A 15,935-nucleotide genomic window follows, 5' to 3' on the forward strand; every position below is an offset into this window, starting at 1 on the left:
ATCTCATAGGCGCAAAAAATTCCACGGCGAACACATCCGAACACTGCACTGACCCAAAAGCATGGAATGTCCGCAATGGGTCGAAGGCTGCCGATCGCGAAGCCTGACCTTTTTCAGGTTAACCAGGCTCACCCATTACAACGCTGGTCGTCATCAGGGATGACGGAGGCCGCAGCACGTGGTCGGGAATTCGTCGCAAAAGTCGCGCCCCGTGCCGATGCGTTCTCGTGGGTTAATCAGCTTTTGGCAGCTAAACCGAGCAACTAGATACTCACCTGAGCTGCCAATGAATCCAAGGCTTCGATTTTCATCAACAACGGTTATCGGAGGCGGCCTGTCGCTACGTGTAACGTTCGCTACTTGCTGGCGATCGACTGACTCGACAGCGGGCAGCTCTGGGCATTGAGAAAACGCGATGTCTTCAGCCAGTCCTGCTGCGGGTAATAGGCAAACACATAGCTACCGCGCTGCAGCGTGTCGATCAGCTTGCCAGCAATGGCCGGCCGCACCGCTGGGCAGCCCTGGCTGCGCCCCAGGCGCCCGAGGCCGGGCACCACCTTGGGGTCGGCATAGGCGGCGGCATGCATGACAATCGCCCGCGACATGCTGTTGTCGTTGAACCCCGGCTCCAGCCCCTGCAGGCGCAACGAGCGGCCGTGCTTGCCGCTGTAGATCTGGCCGGTTTCGTACAGGCCGATGGACGATTGGTAGCTGTTCGGGGCGTTGGAGAACGTAGTCGGCACATCGGCGCCGCTGTTCTTGCCGTGAGCGACCCACTCCTCGAACAACAGCTTGCGCGCGCGCAGGTCGAACACCCACAGGCGCTTGTCACGCGAGGCCTTGGAGTAATCGATTACCGTCAGCAGTTTGTCTGCCTCGCCGTGGCTGGCGCAGGCGTAGGCCGTGAGGGCCATGCCCAGCGCCGACAGGCTGGCGTTGGGTGCCAGTTGCTGCAACTCGGCGGCGCTGGGCAGGGGTTGCGCGTGGGCGGCTGGCCAGGCGCTGAGGAAAAACAGGCCAATACTGGCCACCGAGAGCCGGAAAGCTCCCCGCAAGGGTTCAAACATCGACATGGACTACCCCGGTAAAGGCCTGTCAGCAAAAAGTCAGCTGGCTTGCGGCCAAAAGCCACCACTTTGCTTGAATTCTTCGGGATTGCCGATCATTTCTTGACCAATGGCTTAAGTTCTTCACTGTCGTCGGTGGTGATCACCGTGAATTTACCGTCGCTGCGGGTATCCCGGGTGGACGCCCAATCGGTGATCACCAACATGGTGCCGACGTCCATCGCCGCACGCAGGTGGTGGCGGAACTCCGGGTTGATGCTCAATTGCCCCAGCTGTTCATAGGGCGTATCCCCGTACTCCGGGTTGCTCAGGCCCACCACCGACCACCGTAACGGTAGCGCGCCATCGAGCGCCAGGGCGGAGGGTTTTTGCAGCAGCGAGTACACCGCCATGCCACTGCGGTGCTTGGCGTTTTCAAGCGAGAGTGCAGGCGCCGAGCCGATCAGCTGGCCTGCGCGATACACGTAGGCGCGCAGGTCGGCGCGACTGATCAGGATCGACAGCGGCCCAGACGTCGGTTCCGGGTCGTTCCAGAACTGCTGGTTGCTCAATACCAGCGGGCCCTGGGCCTTGCCTGCGCTGACCGTGGGCGCCAGTACGCCGGGGTGGTAGACCTCCACCGGTGCACTTTGGGTATCGGAAACGATGACGGTGGTCGAGCTGAAGCCGGTGACCTCATATAGCTTCTTGGCAAATTCCAGCGGCAGCCGCACGCAACCATGGGAGGCCGGGTAGCCCGGCAGGTGGCCCGCGTGCAGGGCGATACCGTCCCAGGTCAGGCGCTCCATGTAGGGCATCGGTGCGCTGTTGTAGAGGCTGGATTTGTGCTCGACCTTCTTCTGCAGAATGCTGAACACCCCGGTGGGGGTTTCCCGCCCTGCCTTGCCGCTACTCACGGTGCTGACGCCAATGGCGATGCCATTGCGATAAACGTAGGCACGTTGCTCGGTGAGGCTGACCACCACGGTCACTGGCCCCACCGGCGAGACCTGCGGGTACCAGAGAAACTGGCCAGGCTTGAGGCTGTCGAGCTGGCTCCTGAGTGCGGCCGGGGTGGGCACCTGCAGCGGCGCGGCTTCGACCAAGGAGGTGGCAAGCAACAGACCCAGCGCGAGCGGTACATGCAACATCGAACTGATCCTCATGGCATCCTGCCCTCAGCTTATGCGGAACATTCCCCGCGAGCCACCTGAGCACACTCGCATGGGCGGGGCGGTAACAACCCTGCACCAAAGTGTGCACAAAGTTCCCAGCTCAAAGCCCATTACCTGTGGGAGCGGCTTTAGCCGCGAACACCGGCAAAGCCGGTGCCAGCCACCGCGTCGCCTGCTTCGCGGCTAAAGCCGCTCCCAGATAACTCCCGGCGCTCTTCACGCTCACGGATTGGTACGAATCTTGTTTGTATACAAATACAAACAATAAAAGTACACAATCATCATGGAGCCCCGATGGCGTCGATTTCCCGTTCCGATGTTGGCCAGCTTGCCGATCGCCCTGCCGAAACGGCCGGGGCCAGTCAGCCGCCGCTGAGCCCGCGCCTGTACAGCAACGACCTGGCACCGACCCGTGCAGCCAATCGCACCTGGGGGCGCTACAGCCTGTTTGCGCTGTGGACCAACGATGTGCACAACATCGCCAACTACTCCTTCGCCATCGGCCTGTTCGCCCTGGGCATGAGCGGCGCGCAGATCCTCGCCGCCTTCGCCCTCGGCGCGCTGGTGATCTACGGCCTGATGAACCTGTCCGGCTACATGGGGCAGAAGACCGGCCTGCCCTACCCGGTCATGTGCCGGATCAGCTTCGGCATCCATGGCGCGCAGATCCCGGCTCTGATCCGCGCGGTGATCGCCATCGCCTGGTTCGGTATCCAGACCTACCTCGCCTCGGTGGTGCTGCGCGTGCTGCTCACCGCCATCGCCCCCGACCTCAAGGCTTACGACCAGAACGCGATCCTCGGCCTGTCGACCCTGGGCTGGGTCACCTTCCTCGGCATCTGGTGCGTGCAGGTGGCGATCTTCGCCTACGGCATGGAGATGGTGCGCCGCTTCGAATCCCTCGCCGGGCCGATCATCCTGGTCGCCTTCAGTGGCCTGGCGGGCTGGATGTACTGGCGCAGCGGCCTGTCGATTGCCTGGTCCAGCGGCAACGCGCCGACCGGCTCCGGCATGTGGCTGAAAGTCTTCGGTGCCGCCGCGCTGTGGGTGTCGTTGTACGGCACCATGATCCTCAACTTCTGCGATTTCACGCGTAACTGCCCGGATCGCCGCACCATCAGCGTGGGCAACTTCTGGGGCCTGCCGGTGAATATGCTGGGCTTCGCGCTGATCGCCGTGGTGCTCGCCGGTGCGCAGTTCAGCATCGACGGCAAGCTGGTGCAAAGCCCGAGCGAAATCGTCGCGGCCATCCCCAACACCGCCGGCCTGGTACTGGCCTGCCTGGCCTTCCTGCTGGTCACCGTGGCGGTGAACATCATGGCCAACTTCGTCGCCCCGGCCTTCGTGCTCACCAACCTGGCACCGAAGGTGCTGAACTTCCGCCGCGCAGGCTTGCTCAGTGCCACCATCGCGGTGGTGATCCTGCCGTGGCACCTGTACAACAGCCCGTCGGTGATCGTGTACTTCCTCGGCGGCCTGGGCGCCCTGCTCGGCCCGCTGTACGGCATCATGGTCACCGACTACTACCTGATACGCCGTGGCCGGGTGAACCTGCCGGAGCTGTACAGCGAAAGCCCTGAGGGCGCCTATCACTACCGTGGCGGGGTCAACCTGCGCGCCGTGGCTGCGTTCATCCCGGCCTCGCTGATTGCCATCCTGCTGGCGCTGGTGCCGGCGTTCGAGACGCTGTCGCAGTTCTCCTGGTTCTTCGGCGCCGGGCTGGGCGGGCTGATCCACTATGCCATCGCCAACCGCAGTGTCCGGTATCTGGAAGTGTCTGGCGAAAGCATTGCCGTGGATGCCGCGCACCACTGACGGGTGCCTGGCTTTGGTTTTGAGGGGAGGCGTAAATCGAGCGCCGCGCGGGCGGCGCTCGATCTGACCGGCGCAACACATCTCACGCCGTACATAAAAACGACGCTCAGGACGCCAGCACCTGCGAACGCTGCACCACCGGTGCTTCGTAGCGGTGCGATTGCTGCCATGCCAGCTGAGCCTGCACCTGCTGCGCAGCGTCCATCACCTTCTGTGCCCAGCTGTCATCCTCCGGGTTGACCACCACCACCCGGAAACCGTGGTCGAAGCCCTCGATCCCGACCCCTTCGGAATCGTCGACGTGCAAGTCGATGTCGAATGCCGGCGGGTATTTCGAGGGGGTGTTCTCAAGCCCGTGTTGTGACAGGGCATGCTGGTGGCGATCACTGTTGACCACGCCGTCGACGTGAATGCCGTAGAGCATCAGCCAGCGCCGGATATAGGCCGGTGTACGCCCCGAAGAGGTATAGATCCAGATGCTGCAACCCTGGCGGCGCAGGTCGCGGATCAGCGAACGGGTGCCGCTGCGCAGTGGCTCGCCCAGCCAGCGGTGGACGAACGCCGGCAGCTTGCTGTCTTCTTCATCGGCGTGGTGCGGCAAACAGGCGAGCGTGTCATCGATATCGAAGGAAATGCGCATCTGCGGGCGCCTGAGTTTGCGCCCGATGGCTTTCCACGCACGTCGGCCACCGGCCTTGCCTTTTTCCAGCATCGAATACCTTTCCATCAGCGGTTCCCCTGGCGGGCCGGCACGCAGGTGCCGCGCAGGAAAAACTTTTCGGGTTCAGGTGCCTTCGCTTCCAGGAAGGCCGCATACTTTTTCTTGATCTTGGGCAATTCGTACAAAGCTTTCACACCATGCTTGGCGGAGTTGCGAATGACCGAGGACGGGTTGAAGTAGCCCTCGGCGTTGTCCAGCGTCAGCACGAACGGCGGCAGCCCTGCACGCATCAGCAGATAGCTGACGATGAGCGACCCCGTGCGATTGTTGCCTTCGATGAACAGTTGCGGCTTGCTGAGGATGCGCACGTAGACACCCGCCGCACGCTTCCAGATCGAATCGCTGCGGTATGAGCAATACCAGTTGTACAGATCCTTGATGCCGCCTTCCACGTTGTTGAAAAAGCGCGCCTCGGTGGCTTCGAGGTGTGGCGCGAACTCGCGGCGGCGTGCCGGGTCGCTGCCGCACAGCACGGTGGCGTTGATCTCCAGCATCAGGTTCAGCTGCTGCAGGTCGAACAGGTCCACACCCCGTGCGACATAGTCGTCAATCAAGGCATAGCCTTCAAGCACATTGAGCAGCACCTCGTCGGTGAACGGGTCACGCGGCTCGGTGAAATGCTGGCTGAGTTCCGCAAAGCGGCCCTGCACTTCGCGCAGTGCGCGCTCTACCGCTGGCAGGTCAAGACGACATGTCGCATCCATTAGTAATCTCTTGAAACAGTACAAACGTGAAAGCGACCCACCCCGCTCGGCCTTCCTGGCCTGCGGGGCGGGTCGCCTGGCGGGTGCTGGCTACTCAGCTGAACTTGCCGCTGATGTAGTCACTGGTCAGCTGCTCACGCGGATTCTGGAAAATCTGCGTGGTCGGGCCCATCTCCACCAGATAACCGGTACGGGTGCCCTGGGAGATGTCGACCGAGAAGAACGCGGTGGTGTCGGCCACACGAATCGCCTGCTGCATGTTGTGGGTCACCAGGGCGATGGTGTAGTCCTTTTTCAGCTCGACCATCAGCTCTTCCACGCGACGGGTGGCAATCGGGTCGAGGGCCGAGCAGGGTTCGTCGAGCAGCAGCACTTCCGGCTCGGTGGCGATGGCACGGGCGATGCAAAGACGCTGCTGCTGGCCGCCGGACAGCGACAGGCCGCTGACCTTGAGCTTGTCCTTGACCTCGTCCCACAGTGCGGCGCCTTGTAGGGCGTGCTTGACGCGGTCGCCGATGTCGCCCTTGTAGCGGTTCAGGCGCAGGCCGAAGGCGACGTTGTCGAAGATGCTCATCGAGAACGGGTTCGGCTGCTGGAACACCATGCCGATGTAGCGGCGCACCACTACAGGGTCCACGCCCTTGCCGTAGACATCCTGGCCGAGGAAGTGCACATGGCCTTCGAAGCGGAAGCCCTTGACCAGGTCGTTCATGCGGTTGAGGCTGCGCAGCACGGTACTCTTGCCGCAGCCGGACGGGCCGATGAAGCCGGTGATCTCGTTCTTGCGGATCGGTACATGGCTGTCACGCACGGCCATGAAGTTGCCGTAGAAGATCTTGTCCAGCTTGCAGTCCATGACGATTGGCGCTTCGCTGACCATGGGAGCGGCTCTCTGTGCAGTTGATACGTTCACGGTCGAATGCTCCCTTTCAGTACTTTGGCTTGCCGAAGATTCGGCTAAGAATGTTGACTACCAGCACGATCATCACCAACACCAGCGAGGCCGCCCAGGCGAGCTCCAGCTGATTGTCGAACGGCATGCCGGAGAAGTTGTAGATCAGTACGGCAAGCGATGCCGTGGGGTTCATGACGGCCAGGCTGCCGTCGTGGTAGATCCAGTAGTTGCTGAACAGCGCGGTGAACAGCAGCGGTGCCGTTTCACCCGCAGCGCGGGCCACCGCCAGCATGACGCCGGTGAGGATGGCCGGCATGCCGGTCGGCAGGACGATCTTCCAGATCACCTGGGCGCGGGTGCAGCCCATGCCGTAGGCGGCGTCCTTCATGATCTTGGGTACCATCTTCATCGCTTCTTCAGCGGTCAGCACCACGATCGGCAGCATCAGCACGGCCAGTGCCACGCCACCGGCCGGGGCCGAGTAGGTACCGGTGGTCATTACCACGAGGGCGTAGGCGAATACACCCGCAAGGATCGACGGCAGGCCGGTGAGCATTTTGGCGGCGAAGCGCGAGGCGTTGGCCAGCTTGCTCTCAGGGCCGAGTTCGGCGAGGAACACCGCCGCCAGGATGCCGACCGGCACCGCGATGGCTGCGGCGATGCCGACCATGACGAAGGTACCGGCCAGGGCGTTACCGAAACCACCACCCATCTCGAAACCGGTGGGTGGCAATTCGGTGAACACTTCCAGGCTCAGGCGCGCACCGCCACGGGTGATCAGCATGTACAGCACGGAAATCAGCGGCACGCTGGCCAGCAGGGCCACGCACCAGACCGTGGAGGTCAACACCAGGCTGCGCAGCGCGCGGCCTTCGAAGCGGCGCTGCAGGCTGGGCAATGCGGTAGTGGCTGCAGAGAGGTCAGTCATTATTTGTTACCCCGCTGGGCGTAGAGCATGATCATCGAACCGAACACGTTCACCAGCAAGGTGATGAACATCAGGACCAGGGCGGCGTACATCAGCACCTCGATCTCGTTCGGCCCGGCTTCGGGGAAGTTCAGCGCCAGCAAGGCTGCCAGCGTGTTGGCCGGGGCAAACAGCGAAAGGGTGATGGTGTTGGCGTTACCGACCAGCATCGCCAGCGCCATGGTTTCGCCCAGTGCGCGGCCAAGGCCCAGCACCAGGGAGCCGAAGATGCCGGTGGCGGCGGACGGCACCATCACCTTGAGGATCGCTTCCCAGTGGGTGGTGCCCATGCCGTAGGCTGCCTGCTTGGTCTTCATCGGTACGCTGGTCAGCGCATCCTGGGAAACCGCGGCAATGGTCGGCAGGATCATGATCGCCAGCACCAACGCCGCCGGCAGCAGGCCGGGGCCACTCAGGGAGGTGCCGAAGAACGGGATCCAGCCCAGCTCGCTGTTCAGCCAGGCAGTCAACGGCCGGATGGCCGGAATCACCACATAGATGCCCCACAGGCCGTAGACGACGCTGGGGATGGCGGCGAGCAGCTCGACGATGGTGCGAAACACCGCCGCGAGCCTCGCCGGCAAGAAATCCTGGGTAAGGAAAATGGCCATGCTGACGCCGAAGAAACCTGCGATCAACAAGGCGATCAGGGCGCTGTAAAGCGTGCCCCAGATGGCCGGCAGAATGCCGTATTTGCCCTGGTTGACGTCCCACACACTGCCGAACAGCACGTCAAACCCGTGCTTTTCCATGCCTGGAAGTGCCTTGCGTCCTACTTCGTATACCAACGCGAAAACCAGCGCGAGAATCAGCACCACACCGATACGTGCAAGGGCACGGAAGGTGCGGTCAACCAGGAAGTCCTTGGCGGACGGCGGCTGGCACGCGGAGTCTGGGTTATCCGGTATGGCAAAAGGTGTGTTCATTGTCTTATTCCGGGACAAGGGGCAAACACTCCCGACACGGCTGTCACACCACGCCGGGAGCGCCTGAGGGTGTTACTGGATGCTCTGCGACGCTTTGCGCACTTCGTCGACAACCGACGGCGGCAGCGGGATGTAGCCCATCGAGTCGGCGATCTTCTGACCGTGGGTCAGGCCGTACTCGACCATCTCACGCATGGCCTTGGCCTTTTCCGGGCTGCCGTTGTCCTTGCGGAAGATCATCCAGGTGTAGGAAGTGATCGGGTAGGACTTGGCACCTTCCGGGTCTGGCAGGTGAGCGATCAGGTTTTCCGGCATTTTCACCGCAGCCAGTGCTTCGGCACCGCTTTCGGCGTTCGGCACGACGTACTGGCCGGCCTTGTTTTCCAACTCGGCGAAGTCGACCTTGGCCAGCTTCGCGAAGCCGTATTCGATGTAGCCGATGGCGCCCGGGGTCTGGCGAACGGTGGCGGTCACGCCGTCGTTCTTCGGCGACTTGATGAACTTGTCGGTAGCCGGCCAGTTGACGGTGTTGCCTTCACCCAGGTCTTTCTTGAAGTCGGCGTTGATGGCCGACAGGTGCTTGGTGAACACAGCGTTGGTGCCGCTGGAGTCGGCACGCACGACCACGGTGATCGGCAGGTCAGGCAGTTTCATGCCCGGGTTGGCCTTGACGATCTGTGGGTCGTTCCACTTGGTGATCTTGCCCAGGAAGATGTTGGAGTACACGTCGCGCGGCAGCTTCAGGCCTTTCGGGTTGCCCGGCAGGTTGTACGCCAGAACGATTTCACCGGCGGTCATCGGCAGCAACTGCACGCCTTCACCGACCTTGGCAATGTCTGCTTCGCTCATGGCCGAGTCGCTCGCGGCGAAGTCGACGGTCTTGTTCAGGAAGTCCTGAACGCCTGCGCCGCTACCCTTGGACTGGTAGTCAACGGTAACGCCAGCAGTGTTCTTGCTGAAGTCCTTGAACCAGGTCAGGTAGATAGGTGCAGGGAAACTGGCGCCGGAACCGGTCAGGCGAATGTTGTCTGCGGCAAAGGCCGAAGTGGCAGACAGAGAAACCGCAACGGCGAGTGCAGCAGACTTCATGAGGCGTATCATGGAAAAGCGCTCCGTGTGATGGCGAGCACACTTTGCATCAGCTGTGTTACAGCTTTGTGACTATTGAATGGCAGTCAATGTAGTAACCCCCTCTAAATCGGGGCTGACGGGCAGTGGGTTGTCATTTGGTGGTAACCAAATATGACTAAACACTTTGCCATCATCCCCCGACGCGAGTGCCCGCCATGTCTCCCACCGAACACACCTTGATCAGGCGCATCCATCGCGAGCTGCTGGACCACAGTGATGAAGAGCTGGAACTGGAGCTGGCCGAGGACGGCCATGACCTGAACGCGCTGTTTGACGACCATATGGAGGAAGGCAGCGAAAAGGCCGCGCGCCGGACCTACTTCCGCGAACTGTTCCGCCTGCAGGGCGAACTGGTGAAACTGCAGAGCTGGGTGGTCAAGACCGGCCACAAGGTGGTGATCCTGTTCGAAGGCCGTGATGCCGCTGGCAAGGGTGGCGTGATCAAGCGCATCACCCAGCGCCTGAATCCCCGGGTATGCCGGGTGGCAGCGCTGCCGGCCCCCAATGACCGGGAGCGCACGCAGTGGTACTTCCAGCGTTACGTTTCGCATTTGCCGGCGGCCGGCGAGATCGTGCTGTTCGACCGTAGCTGGTACAACCGCGCGGGCGTCGAGAAGGTCATGGGCTTTTGCAACGACGACCAGTACGAGGAGTTCTTCCGCAGCGTGCCGGAGTTCGAGCGCATGCTCGCCCGCTCGGGCATCCAGCTGATCAAGTACTGGTTCTCCATTTCCGACCAGGAACAGCACCTGCGTTTCCTCAGCCGCGTGCACGACCCGCTCAAGCAATGGAAGCTGAGCCCCATGGACCTGGAGTCACGTCGGCGCTGGGAGGCCTACACCAAGGCCAAGGAGGTCATGCTCGAACGCACCCACATCGCCGAAGCGCCCTGGTGGGTGGTGCAGGCCGATGACAAGAAGAAGGCCAGGCTCAACTGCATCCACCACCTGCTTGGGCAAATGCCCTATGAAGAAGTGCAGGTGCCGACGATCGAGCTGCCGCAGCGGGTCAGGAAAGAGGACTACATCCGCAACCCGACCCCGACCGACATCATCGTGCCGCAGGTCTACTGATACGGCGTGCTGGCTGGGTCAGAGCGCCATGACCATTTCATGCCAGGCCATGCCCCCGTGGTCCGAGGGCGAAGGCCGCACATACTGGTAGCCCATCTTGCGGTACAGCTCGACGTGCTGTTCCTTGCACATCAGGTGGATGGTCTGTTTGCCCTGCGCCTTCATGCGGCTGATGAACTCGCTCATCAGCCGCTTGGCGTAGCCTTTGCCCTGGTGGGCCGTGTCCACCACCACCGACATGATCACCACGTTGGGCGCTTGCGGGTCATGGCCGACCAGCTCCTTGAACGCCTCATCGGACATCACCACGTCGTGGGCGCAGCCACTGTTGATGAAGCCGACGATGCCATGGGCGTCTTCGAGCAGCAGGAAGCCTTCAGGGTATTGGCTGATGCGCGTGCGGATCTTCTCCAGCGTGGCCGCTTCGTCACCTTCGTAGGCACCGATTTCGATCGCGAAGCAGCGCTCGGCATCTGCCATGACGGGTTGGCGGAATGACGTGTTGCTCATGGGCAGGCATCCATAAATAAAGTGGTCATGCCGCTAGAGTAATTGACTGAGCGGCAAACCCCGCATTCTTTTCGAGGGCTATCATGGAACGCCTGCGGCGCCCTGCCCTCCCACCTTCATGCAGGGCGAACAGCGCACTGCCCATTCACCTCTGGAGGAGTGGCTTTGATGAAAAAGATCCTGATAGTGCTCACCTCGCACGACCAGCTGGGTGACACCGGCAAGAAGACTGGCTTCTGGCTGGAAGAATTTGCCGCGCCCTACTACGTGTTCGTCGACGCCAATGCCGACGTCACCCTCGCCTCGCCCAAAGGCGGCCAGCCACCGCTGGACCCGAAAAGCGACGAGCCGGACGCCCAGACCGACGCCACCCGGCGCTTCGCCAGCGACACCGACGGGCAGATGGCCCTGGCCGACACCGTGCCGCTTGGCGAAATCGACCCGTACCACTTCGATGCCGTGTTCTACCCAGGGGGCCACGGGCCACTCTGGGACTTGGCCGAAGACAAGGATTCGATCACTCTGCTCCAAGCGTTCTACGCGTCCAACAAGCCGATTGCCGCCGTGTGCCATGCGCCTGGGGTGCTCAAGCATGTCAATGCGCCAGACGGCCATTCGGTGGTCAAGGGCAAGAAGGTCACCGGCTTCGCCAACAGTGAAGAACAGGCTGTCGGGTTGACCGCGGTGGTGCCTTTCCTGGTGGAAGACATGCTCAAGGCCAACGGCGGCGAATACTCCAAGGCCGCGGACTGGGCAAGCCATGTGATCGAAGATGGCCACCTGATCACCGGCCAGAATCCTGCCTCCTCCGAGGCAGCAGCGAAGGCACTGCTCAAGCGCCTGGCGCAGGAGCCAGGCGCCTGAAGCAAGCGGGAGCCACCCCCTCTGTGTTGGCAGAAGGGGTGGAGGGGCACACCCGCAGCGTCATTGGGTGAAGCCCAACCCGCCGGAGAGATCGGAGCCCTTGCTGCCAGACTCGGTCGAGGCGCTGTCACCCGCCTGGTCCATCGACGCCTCCACTGCCGCTTTCACCTCGCTACCCTTGGCTTTGAGGGTGTCGGTCAATCGGTCGCTGCTGGCGCCCATCACATGGTCTTCCTTGCGGTTACTCGGCAGCGCCGCTCCCAAAGCAGCCCCCAGCGCGATACCCAGGGCTGCCATCACCAACGGCTGTTCGTGCAGCAGGTGATCGAACTGCCCCTTCAACGCTGTAGTTTCATCTGCAACCTTGTGTGCAGAGCCGCGCAAGCTCTCGGCGGATGCGCCCATGGTCTTGCGAGCGTCGCTGCCAAGCTCGCTGGCCCGGTCACGCACATCGTGGGCCTTCATACGGACTTTCTGGCTGGCGTCGTGCATCGCTTCCCCGGCCTGGGCGAACGCGTCCTTCACCGTGTCGACCGCCTCGCCGAGCTTTTCGCCCAACCCTGGCCCATGATGGGCTGGCCCAGGGTTGAAGGGGCGGTTCTGGTTCAACCCCAGCCAGGCCAGGCCCAACACCGTGAGGGTCGCCGGCACGGGGTTGTTCTTCAGAGTGGTACCAAGGTTCTGGAAGAATTCGCCGCCATTGCCCTTGGCATAGGCCAGCACGCGATCAACCATCTGCCCAGGGCTGAGGCGTTGCTCGAGTGCGTCGACCAGGTCACTGATATGCTCGCGCCTGGCATTGATTTCCTGTTCGAGCAGGTCCGGGTCTTTTTGCGCGTCATGTTCGAATGATGAGTTCATGGCAGCTTCCTCTTCAGCGTGGCTTTGTCCTGTTGCATGGCGTGCAAGGTACGGTCGGGCGCCAAGTGGGTAGGCTCGAACTGCTTCTTGCCCGCCTGCAGCATGATGAAGCCGATGACCACGGTGACCGCGCCCACGATCAACGCCGCGAGCCAGGGTTCGAGCACCAGTGCCAGGGCGTAGACCGCCGCCAGCAGGAGAATGACGAAGCCTGCCAGCACCACGATCGCTCCGGCCGCCACTGCCGCCGTGCCGGCCTTGAGGGTGGCCAGGTTCTGCTGCAGCTCGGCCTTGGCCAATGCCAGTTCCTTGGTAAACAACGCCGGCACTTCGCGCATCAGCTCGCGCAGCAGGCTGCCAACCCCGACCGCTTCGTCTTCCGGCGCATGCAGGCCTGGAGTGGTGTGCAAGGGATCCTTGTTCATCATTCGCCTCCTTTTAGCGGGTCACGTTCGAACGGGCTGCCAGTGACCGGCGTGCCAGCGCCGGGCCCGATGGGATCGACCGGGGTAAAGGGTTCTCGGGTGGATACATCGCTGCCCCTGTCGGGCGTCACCGCCGGCACGGGTTGGGGCTCGCGATCAGCTGCGGTGGTGGCAGTGCCAGGGGTAGCTGATGTGGCGCTGGCACGTATGAAGCGCGACACCGCAAAGCCGACCGCAACGCTACCGGCAAGGAACAGCGCCGGGTTCTCACGGGCAAGCTGGGCGCCCCGTTGCAGCAGGCTTTCAGCGCTTTCATGGCGCACCTGCTCGGCAAACTCGCCCACGCATTGCGCCGCTTGGCTCAGGTAGTGCGACAGGCCGAGGCTATCATTGCCTTCCAGCGCGGACGCCGCCGAGCGGGCCCCCTCTTTCAGTGAATCAAGCTGATCGGCTGCAGTGTCGCGGTAGTGTTCGAACTGCTCGGTGCCCTTCTGCCTGGCGTCGCCGAGCAGCGCGCCGGCTTCATCGGTGATGGTATGCACATGATCCTGGGTGCTGCCAGGTGGCGATGTCGAGATGTGATCGGTGTTTTCCATCGTTACGCCCTCGAAGGTAATCGGTTTTTGGCGAATGCCGCTTTGCAAGGCATTCAATCGAGGGACGCAGGCGAAGCAGCGGGAGTTCAGCGCATGTGATCTGTGACCTTTGCCTGTTGATCCAAATAACACGGCAAGCTCAACTGTCGTCGCGGCAACCTTGGCAAAGGCTTTGCTGACGCGCCGCTCGCGCCCCCGGATGGAACAGTTTCACCATCGCCACGACCTAAGCGGGGTAACCTGGCCAAAAGGAGTGCACCATGATCGACCCCGACCATCCCGACCCTTACGTCGATGAGATTCCCCACAACCCAGGCGAGCCTGTGCCCACGCCTGAACCGGAACAAGAGGCGCCGGACTGGCCAAAAGGTCAGGTGCCACCGGAAGAACAGTCCGACGGTTGACACCGCCCCTCTTGATTTTCCTTGCCCAGGGTCGACGGGTGAAATCCGATCGACCTATGGCGCCATCTGAACATCCCATGAGAACGACCTGCATAACGACCCAGGCAACCGGGAGGCACGCCGCTCATGAATGACCGCATTATTGCCCTGTTCACCGACACCACACTGTTCGGTATCTCCATCCTCAATCTGCTGCTGGCCCTGGCGGTGGCCATCGGGACCTTCCTGGTCGCCCGCGCCGCCATCGGCTTCCTGCTGCACCGTATCCGCCGCTGGTCCGAACACGACGGTGTGTTCAGCCAGGTGCTGGCCAAGGTGCTGTCTGGCACCAGCAATTGCCTGCTGTTGCTCGCCTCGCTGCTGGTGGGCCTGAGCATGCTCGATCTGCCGGAGCGCTGGCTGACCCGGGTCGGCAGCCTGTGGTTCGTGGTCGCCGCCCTGCAGATCGGGTTGTGGGCCAACCGCGCCATCGGACTGGGGCTGAATCGCTACTTCGCCCGCCATCGCGCCGACGGCCTGAACCAGGGCAGCGCACTCGCAACCCTGTCGGCCTGGGGCGCACGGGTGTTGCTGTGGTCGGTGGTGCTGCTGGCAATGCTGTCCAACCTGGGCGTGAACATCACCGCCTTCGTCGCCAGTCTGGGCGTCGGCGGTATTGCCGTGGCGCTGGCGGTACAGAACATCCTGGGCGATCTGTTCGCCTCGCTGTCGATCGCCGTGGACAAACCGTTCGAGGTCGGCGATTTCATTGTCATCGGGCCGCTGGCAGGCACTGTCGAGCATGTCGGCCTGAAGACCACGCGCATCCGCAGCCTCGGTGGCGAACAGATCGTCATGGCCAATGCCAGCATGATCAGCAGCACCATCCAGAACTACAAGCGCTTGCAGGAACGGCGCATCGTGTTCGAATTCGGACTTTCCTACGACACGCCGACCGACGCCGTAAAGAAAGCGCCTGCCATCGTCGAAGAGGCGATCAAGGCGCAGGAGCAGGTGCGCTTCGACCGCGCTCACCTGCGCGGGTTTGGCAAGGAAGCGCTGGAGTTCGAATGCGTGTACATCGTCAGGGACCCCGGCTACAACCTGTACATGGACATCCAGCAAGCGATCAACTTCTACTTGCTGGAGCGCTTTTCCAGGATCGGCGCCAAGTTTGCCGTACCGGTGCGGGCAATCAAGGTCACCGCATTGCCGCAGGAAGCCAGCCTGCCAGGGTCGGGCCGCGAGGGTCGGGGGATCCGAGGCGCCTGAAACGTCGAGGCCGTCCGTCGTTCTCATCGCACGGCCCCCACGCCGGCGGGCCGAATGGAAGGCGAAGAACGCAAACAGGAGATTCATCATGAAGACAATGAAGCCGCAAACATGGCTACTGGCGCTGTGCCTGGGCGCGAGCGCGCCCATCGCTCTGGCGGCAACCGACATGAACGATCAGCGCCCCCCTGGCATGCAACCGCACGACAACGGGCAAATGAATGGCCAAGGCGGTGCGACTGGCTCAGGTACGCCGGGTGATGGCATGGGCACAGGTAATGGCGGTACGGACGATAACGGCACAGACAATACCGGGGGTGATGGCACGACCAACGGCTCGGGTACCGGCTCTGGCATGGGGGGTACGGGAGGCAGCGGCACGGGCACAGGTTCTGGCACCGGCAGCGGGAGCTCCGGCGGTTCCGGTGCCGGCGGCAGCGGCTCGGGGAGCGGTGGCTCTGGAGGTTGATGAGCCGATGTGCTGCCTGACTGGCAAGGCTGATGCAACACTGCTGTGGGGGCGACCGTGTGTCGCCCTTGCAGCATTGGCCAAGTGAATCCGTCAGCGAAG

Annotated in this window: 18 protein-coding genes; 6 read left to right on the forward strand and 12 right to left on the reverse strand. The window is 62.5% G+C overall.

Annotation, left to right across the window (positions count from 1 at the left end; all coding sequences use genetic code 11):
• Window positions 1-356 precede the first annotated feature (356 nt).
• Entirely contained in the window at window positions 357-1,073 is a 717-nt protein-coding gene (locus tag C2H86_RS00410; protein WP_159410961.1) for a murein L,D-transpeptidase catalytic domain family protein, read from the reverse strand.
• An 89-nt stretch (window positions 1,074-1,162) separates the two neighbouring features.
• Complete coding sequence (locus tag C2H86_RS00415) at window positions 1,163-2,197, reverse strand: L,D-transpeptidase (RefSeq protein WP_159410962.1); 1,035 nt, start codon at window positions 2,195-2,197, stop codon at window positions 1,163-1,165.
• 318 nt (window positions 2,198-2,515) lie between these two features.
• Here C2H86_RS00415 and C2H86_RS00420 point away from each other — a divergent pair, with 318 nt between their 5' ends.
• Complete coding sequence (locus C2H86_RS00420) at window positions 2,516-4,036, forward strand: NCS1 family nucleobase:cation symporter-1 (protein ID WP_159410963.1); 1,521 nt, start codon at window positions 2,516-2,518, stop codon at window positions 4,034-4,036.
• 106 nt (window positions 4,037-4,142) lie between these two features.
• Here C2H86_RS00420 and C2H86_RS00425 read toward each other — a convergent pair whose 3' ends face one another.
• The 6 genes from C2H86_RS00425 to pstS form a co-directional block, all read right to left on the reverse strand.
• Entirely contained in the window at window positions 4,143-4,763 is a 621-nt protein-coding gene (locus C2H86_RS00425) for a hypothetical protein (RefSeq protein WP_159410964.1), read from the reverse strand.
• Window positions 4,763-5,461 (reverse strand): hypothetical protein, encoded by a 699-nt coding sequence (locus C2H86_RS00430; protein ID WP_159410965.1) that lies wholly within the window; start codon window positions 5,459-5,461, stop codon window positions 4,763-4,765. Before C2H86_RS00430 ends, C2H86_RS00425 begins: the two co-directional genes overlap by 1 nt.
• 94 nt (window positions 5,462-5,555) lie before the next feature.
• A complete protein-coding gene (pstB, locus tag C2H86_RS00435) occupies window positions 5,556-6,341 on the reverse strand; it encodes a phosphate ABC transporter ATP-binding protein PstB (RefSeq protein WP_027918791.1) in 786 nt (261 codons plus the stop codon).
• 49 nt (window positions 6,342-6,390) lie between these two features.
• A complete protein-coding gene (gene pstA / locus C2H86_RS00440; protein ID WP_103447793.1) occupies window positions 6,391-7,284 on the reverse strand; it encodes a phosphate ABC transporter permease PstA in 894 nt (297 codons plus the stop codon).
• On the reverse strand, window positions 7,284-8,249 hold the full coding sequence (gene pstC, locus C2H86_RS00445; protein ID WP_110635505.1) for a phosphate ABC transporter permease subunit PstC: 966 nt from the start codon (window positions 8,247-8,249) through the stop codon (window positions 7,284-7,286). The genes pstA and pstC overlap by 1 nt, the downstream gene beginning before the upstream one ends.
• A gap of 72 nt (window positions 8,250-8,321) precedes the next feature.
• Window positions 8,322-9,350, reverse strand: coding sequence for a phosphate ABC transporter substrate-binding protein PstS (pstS, locus tag C2H86_RS00450; RefSeq protein ID WP_159410966.1), 1,029 nt, complete (start codon window positions 9,348-9,350; stop codon window positions 8,322-8,324).
• Between the two features lie 185 nt (window positions 9,351-9,535).
• Here pstS and ppk2 point away from each other — a divergent pair, with 185 nt between their 5' ends.
• Window positions 9,536-10,453, forward strand: a complete 918-nt coding sequence (gene ppk2, locus C2H86_RS00455; protein WP_159410967.1) for a polyphosphate kinase 2 — start codon at window positions 9,536-9,538, stop codon at window positions 10,451-10,453.
• 18 nt (window positions 10,454-10,471) lie between these two features.
• On the opposite strand, the gene C2H86_RS00460 is transcribed toward ppk2, so the two are convergent.
• Window positions 10,472-10,963, reverse strand: coding sequence for a GNAT family N-acetyltransferase (locus tag C2H86_RS00460; protein ID WP_159410968.1), 492 nt, complete (start codon window positions 10,961-10,963; stop codon window positions 10,472-10,474).
• 168 nt (window positions 10,964-11,131) lie between these two features.
• Between C2H86_RS00460 and C2H86_RS00465 the strand changes: the two genes are divergently transcribed.
• Window positions 11,132-11,827, forward strand: coding sequence for a type 1 glutamine amidotransferase domain-containing protein (locus C2H86_RS00465; protein ID WP_159410969.1), 696 nt, complete (start codon window positions 11,132-11,134; stop codon window positions 11,825-11,827).
• 60 nt (window positions 11,828-11,887) lie between these two features.
• Here C2H86_RS00465 and C2H86_RS00470 read toward each other — a convergent pair whose 3' ends face one another.
• The 3 genes from C2H86_RS00470 to C2H86_RS00480 are packed head-to-tail and all read right to left on the reverse strand — an operon-like array spanning window position 11,888 to window position 13,709.
• Window positions 11,888-12,688, reverse strand: coding sequence for a DUF3618 domain-containing protein (locus tag C2H86_RS00470; protein ID WP_159410970.1), 801 nt, complete (start codon window positions 12,686-12,688; stop codon window positions 11,888-11,890).
• Window positions 12,685-13,113 (reverse strand): phage holin family protein, encoded by a 429-nt coding sequence (locus tag C2H86_RS00475; protein ID WP_159410971.1) that lies wholly within the window; start codon window positions 13,111-13,113, stop codon window positions 12,685-12,687. Before C2H86_RS00475 ends, C2H86_RS00470 begins: the two co-directional genes overlap by 4 nt.
• Window positions 13,113-13,709, reverse strand: coding sequence for a hypothetical protein (locus C2H86_RS00480; RefSeq protein WP_159410972.1), 597 nt, complete (start codon window positions 13,707-13,709; stop codon window positions 13,113-13,115). The genes C2H86_RS00475 and C2H86_RS00480 overlap by 1 nt, the downstream gene beginning before the upstream one ends.
• Before the next feature lie 260 nt (window positions 13,710-13,969).
• Here C2H86_RS00480 and C2H86_RS00485 point away from each other — a divergent pair, with 260 nt between their 5' ends.
• From C2H86_RS00485 to C2H86_RS00495, 3 genes are all read left to right on the forward strand, one after another.
• Window positions 13,970-14,113, forward strand: coding sequence for a hypothetical protein (locus C2H86_RS00485; protein ID WP_159410973.1), 144 nt, complete (start codon window positions 13,970-13,972; stop codon window positions 14,111-14,113).
• A 126-nt stretch (window positions 14,114-14,239) separates the two neighbouring features.
• Window positions 14,240-15,364, forward strand: coding sequence for a mechanosensitive ion channel family protein (locus C2H86_RS00490; RefSeq protein ID WP_159410974.1), 1,125 nt, complete (start codon window positions 14,240-14,242; stop codon window positions 15,362-15,364).
• An 88-nt stretch (window positions 15,365-15,452) separates the two neighbouring features.
• Window positions 15,453-15,833: a hypothetical protein gene (locus C2H86_RS00495; protein WP_159410975.1), complete on the forward strand. Its 381-nt coding sequence runs from the start codon at window positions 15,453-15,455 to the stop codon at window positions 15,831-15,833.
• The last annotated feature ends 102 nt before the right edge of the window (window positions 15,834-15,935 follow it).

It is taken from the genome of Pseudomonas putida (assembly GCF_009883635.2).
Lineage (GTDB): Bacteria > Pseudomonadota > Gammaproteobacteria > Pseudomonadales > Pseudomonadaceae > Aquipseudomonas > Aquipseudomonas putida_W.

What these genes read in the sequence shown, in the direction of transcription:
- C2H86_RS00410 (WP_159410961.1), bottom strand. Translation starts at nt 1,073, where the DNA reads ATGTCGATGTTTGAACCCTTGCGGGGAGCTTTCCGGCTCTCGGTGGCC.
- C2H86_RS00415 (WP_159410962.1), bottom strand. Translation starts at nt 2,197, where the DNA reads ATGTTGCATGTACCGCTCGCGCTGGGTCTGTTGCTTGCCACCTCCTTG.
- C2H86_RS00420 (WP_159410963.1), top strand. Translation starts at nt 2,516, where the DNA reads ATGGCGTCGATTTCCCGTTCCGATGTTGGCCAGCTTGCCGATCGCCCT.
- C2H86_RS00425 (WP_159410964.1), bottom strand. Translation starts at nt 4,763, where the DNA reads ATGGAAAGGTATTCGATGCTGGAAAAAGGCAAGGCCGGTGGCCGACGT.
- C2H86_RS00430 (WP_159410965.1), bottom strand. Translation starts at nt 5,461, where the DNA reads ATGGATGCGACATGTCGTCTTGACCTGCCAGCGGTAGAGCGCGCACTG.
- pstB (WP_027918791.1), bottom strand. Translation starts at nt 6,341, where the DNA reads ATGGTCAGCGAAGCGCCAATCGTCATGGACTGCAAGCTGGACAAGATC.
- pstA (WP_103447793.1), bottom strand. Translation starts at nt 7,284, where the DNA reads ATGACTGACCTCTCTGCAGCCACTACCGCATTGCCCAGCCTGCAGCGC.
- pstC (WP_110635505.1), bottom strand. Translation starts at nt 8,249, where the DNA reads ATGAACACACCTTTTGCCATACCGGATAACCCAGACTCCGCGTGCCAG.
- pstS (WP_159410966.1), bottom strand. Translation starts at nt 9,350, where the DNA reads ATGATACGCCTCATGAAGTCTGCTGCACTCGCCGTTGCGGTTTCTCTG.
- ppk2 (WP_159410967.1), top strand. Translation starts at nt 9,536, where the DNA reads ATGTCTCCCACCGAACACACCTTGATCAGGCGCATCCATCGCGAGCTG.
- C2H86_RS00460 (WP_159410968.1), bottom strand. Translation starts at nt 10,963, where the DNA reads ATGAGCAACACGTCATTCCGCCAACCCGTCATGGCAGATGCCGAGCGC.
- C2H86_RS00465 (WP_159410969.1), top strand. Translation starts at nt 11,132, where the DNA reads ATGAAAAAGATCCTGATAGTGCTCACCTCGCACGACCAGCTGGGTGAC.
- C2H86_RS00470 (WP_159410970.1), bottom strand. Translation starts at nt 12,688, where the DNA reads ATGAACTCATCATTCGAACATGACGCGCAAAAAGACCCGGACCTGCTC.
- C2H86_RS00475 (WP_159410971.1), bottom strand. Translation starts at nt 13,113, where the DNA reads ATGAACAAGGATCCCTTGCACACCACTCCAGGCCTGCATGCGCCGGAA.
- C2H86_RS00480 (WP_159410972.1), bottom strand. Translation starts at nt 13,709, where the DNA reads ATGGAAAACACCGATCACATCTCGACATCGCCACCTGGCAGCACCCAG.
- C2H86_RS00485 (WP_159410973.1), top strand. Translation starts at nt 13,970, where the DNA reads ATGATCGACCCCGACCATCCCGACCCTTACGTCGATGAGATTCCCCAC.
- C2H86_RS00490 (WP_159410974.1), top strand. Translation starts at nt 14,240, where the DNA reads ATGAATGACCGCATTATTGCCCTGTTCACCGACACCACACTGTTCGGT.
- C2H86_RS00495 (WP_159410975.1), top strand. Translation starts at nt 15,453, where the DNA reads ATGAAGACAATGAAGCCGCAAACATGGCTACTGGCGCTGTGCCTGGGC.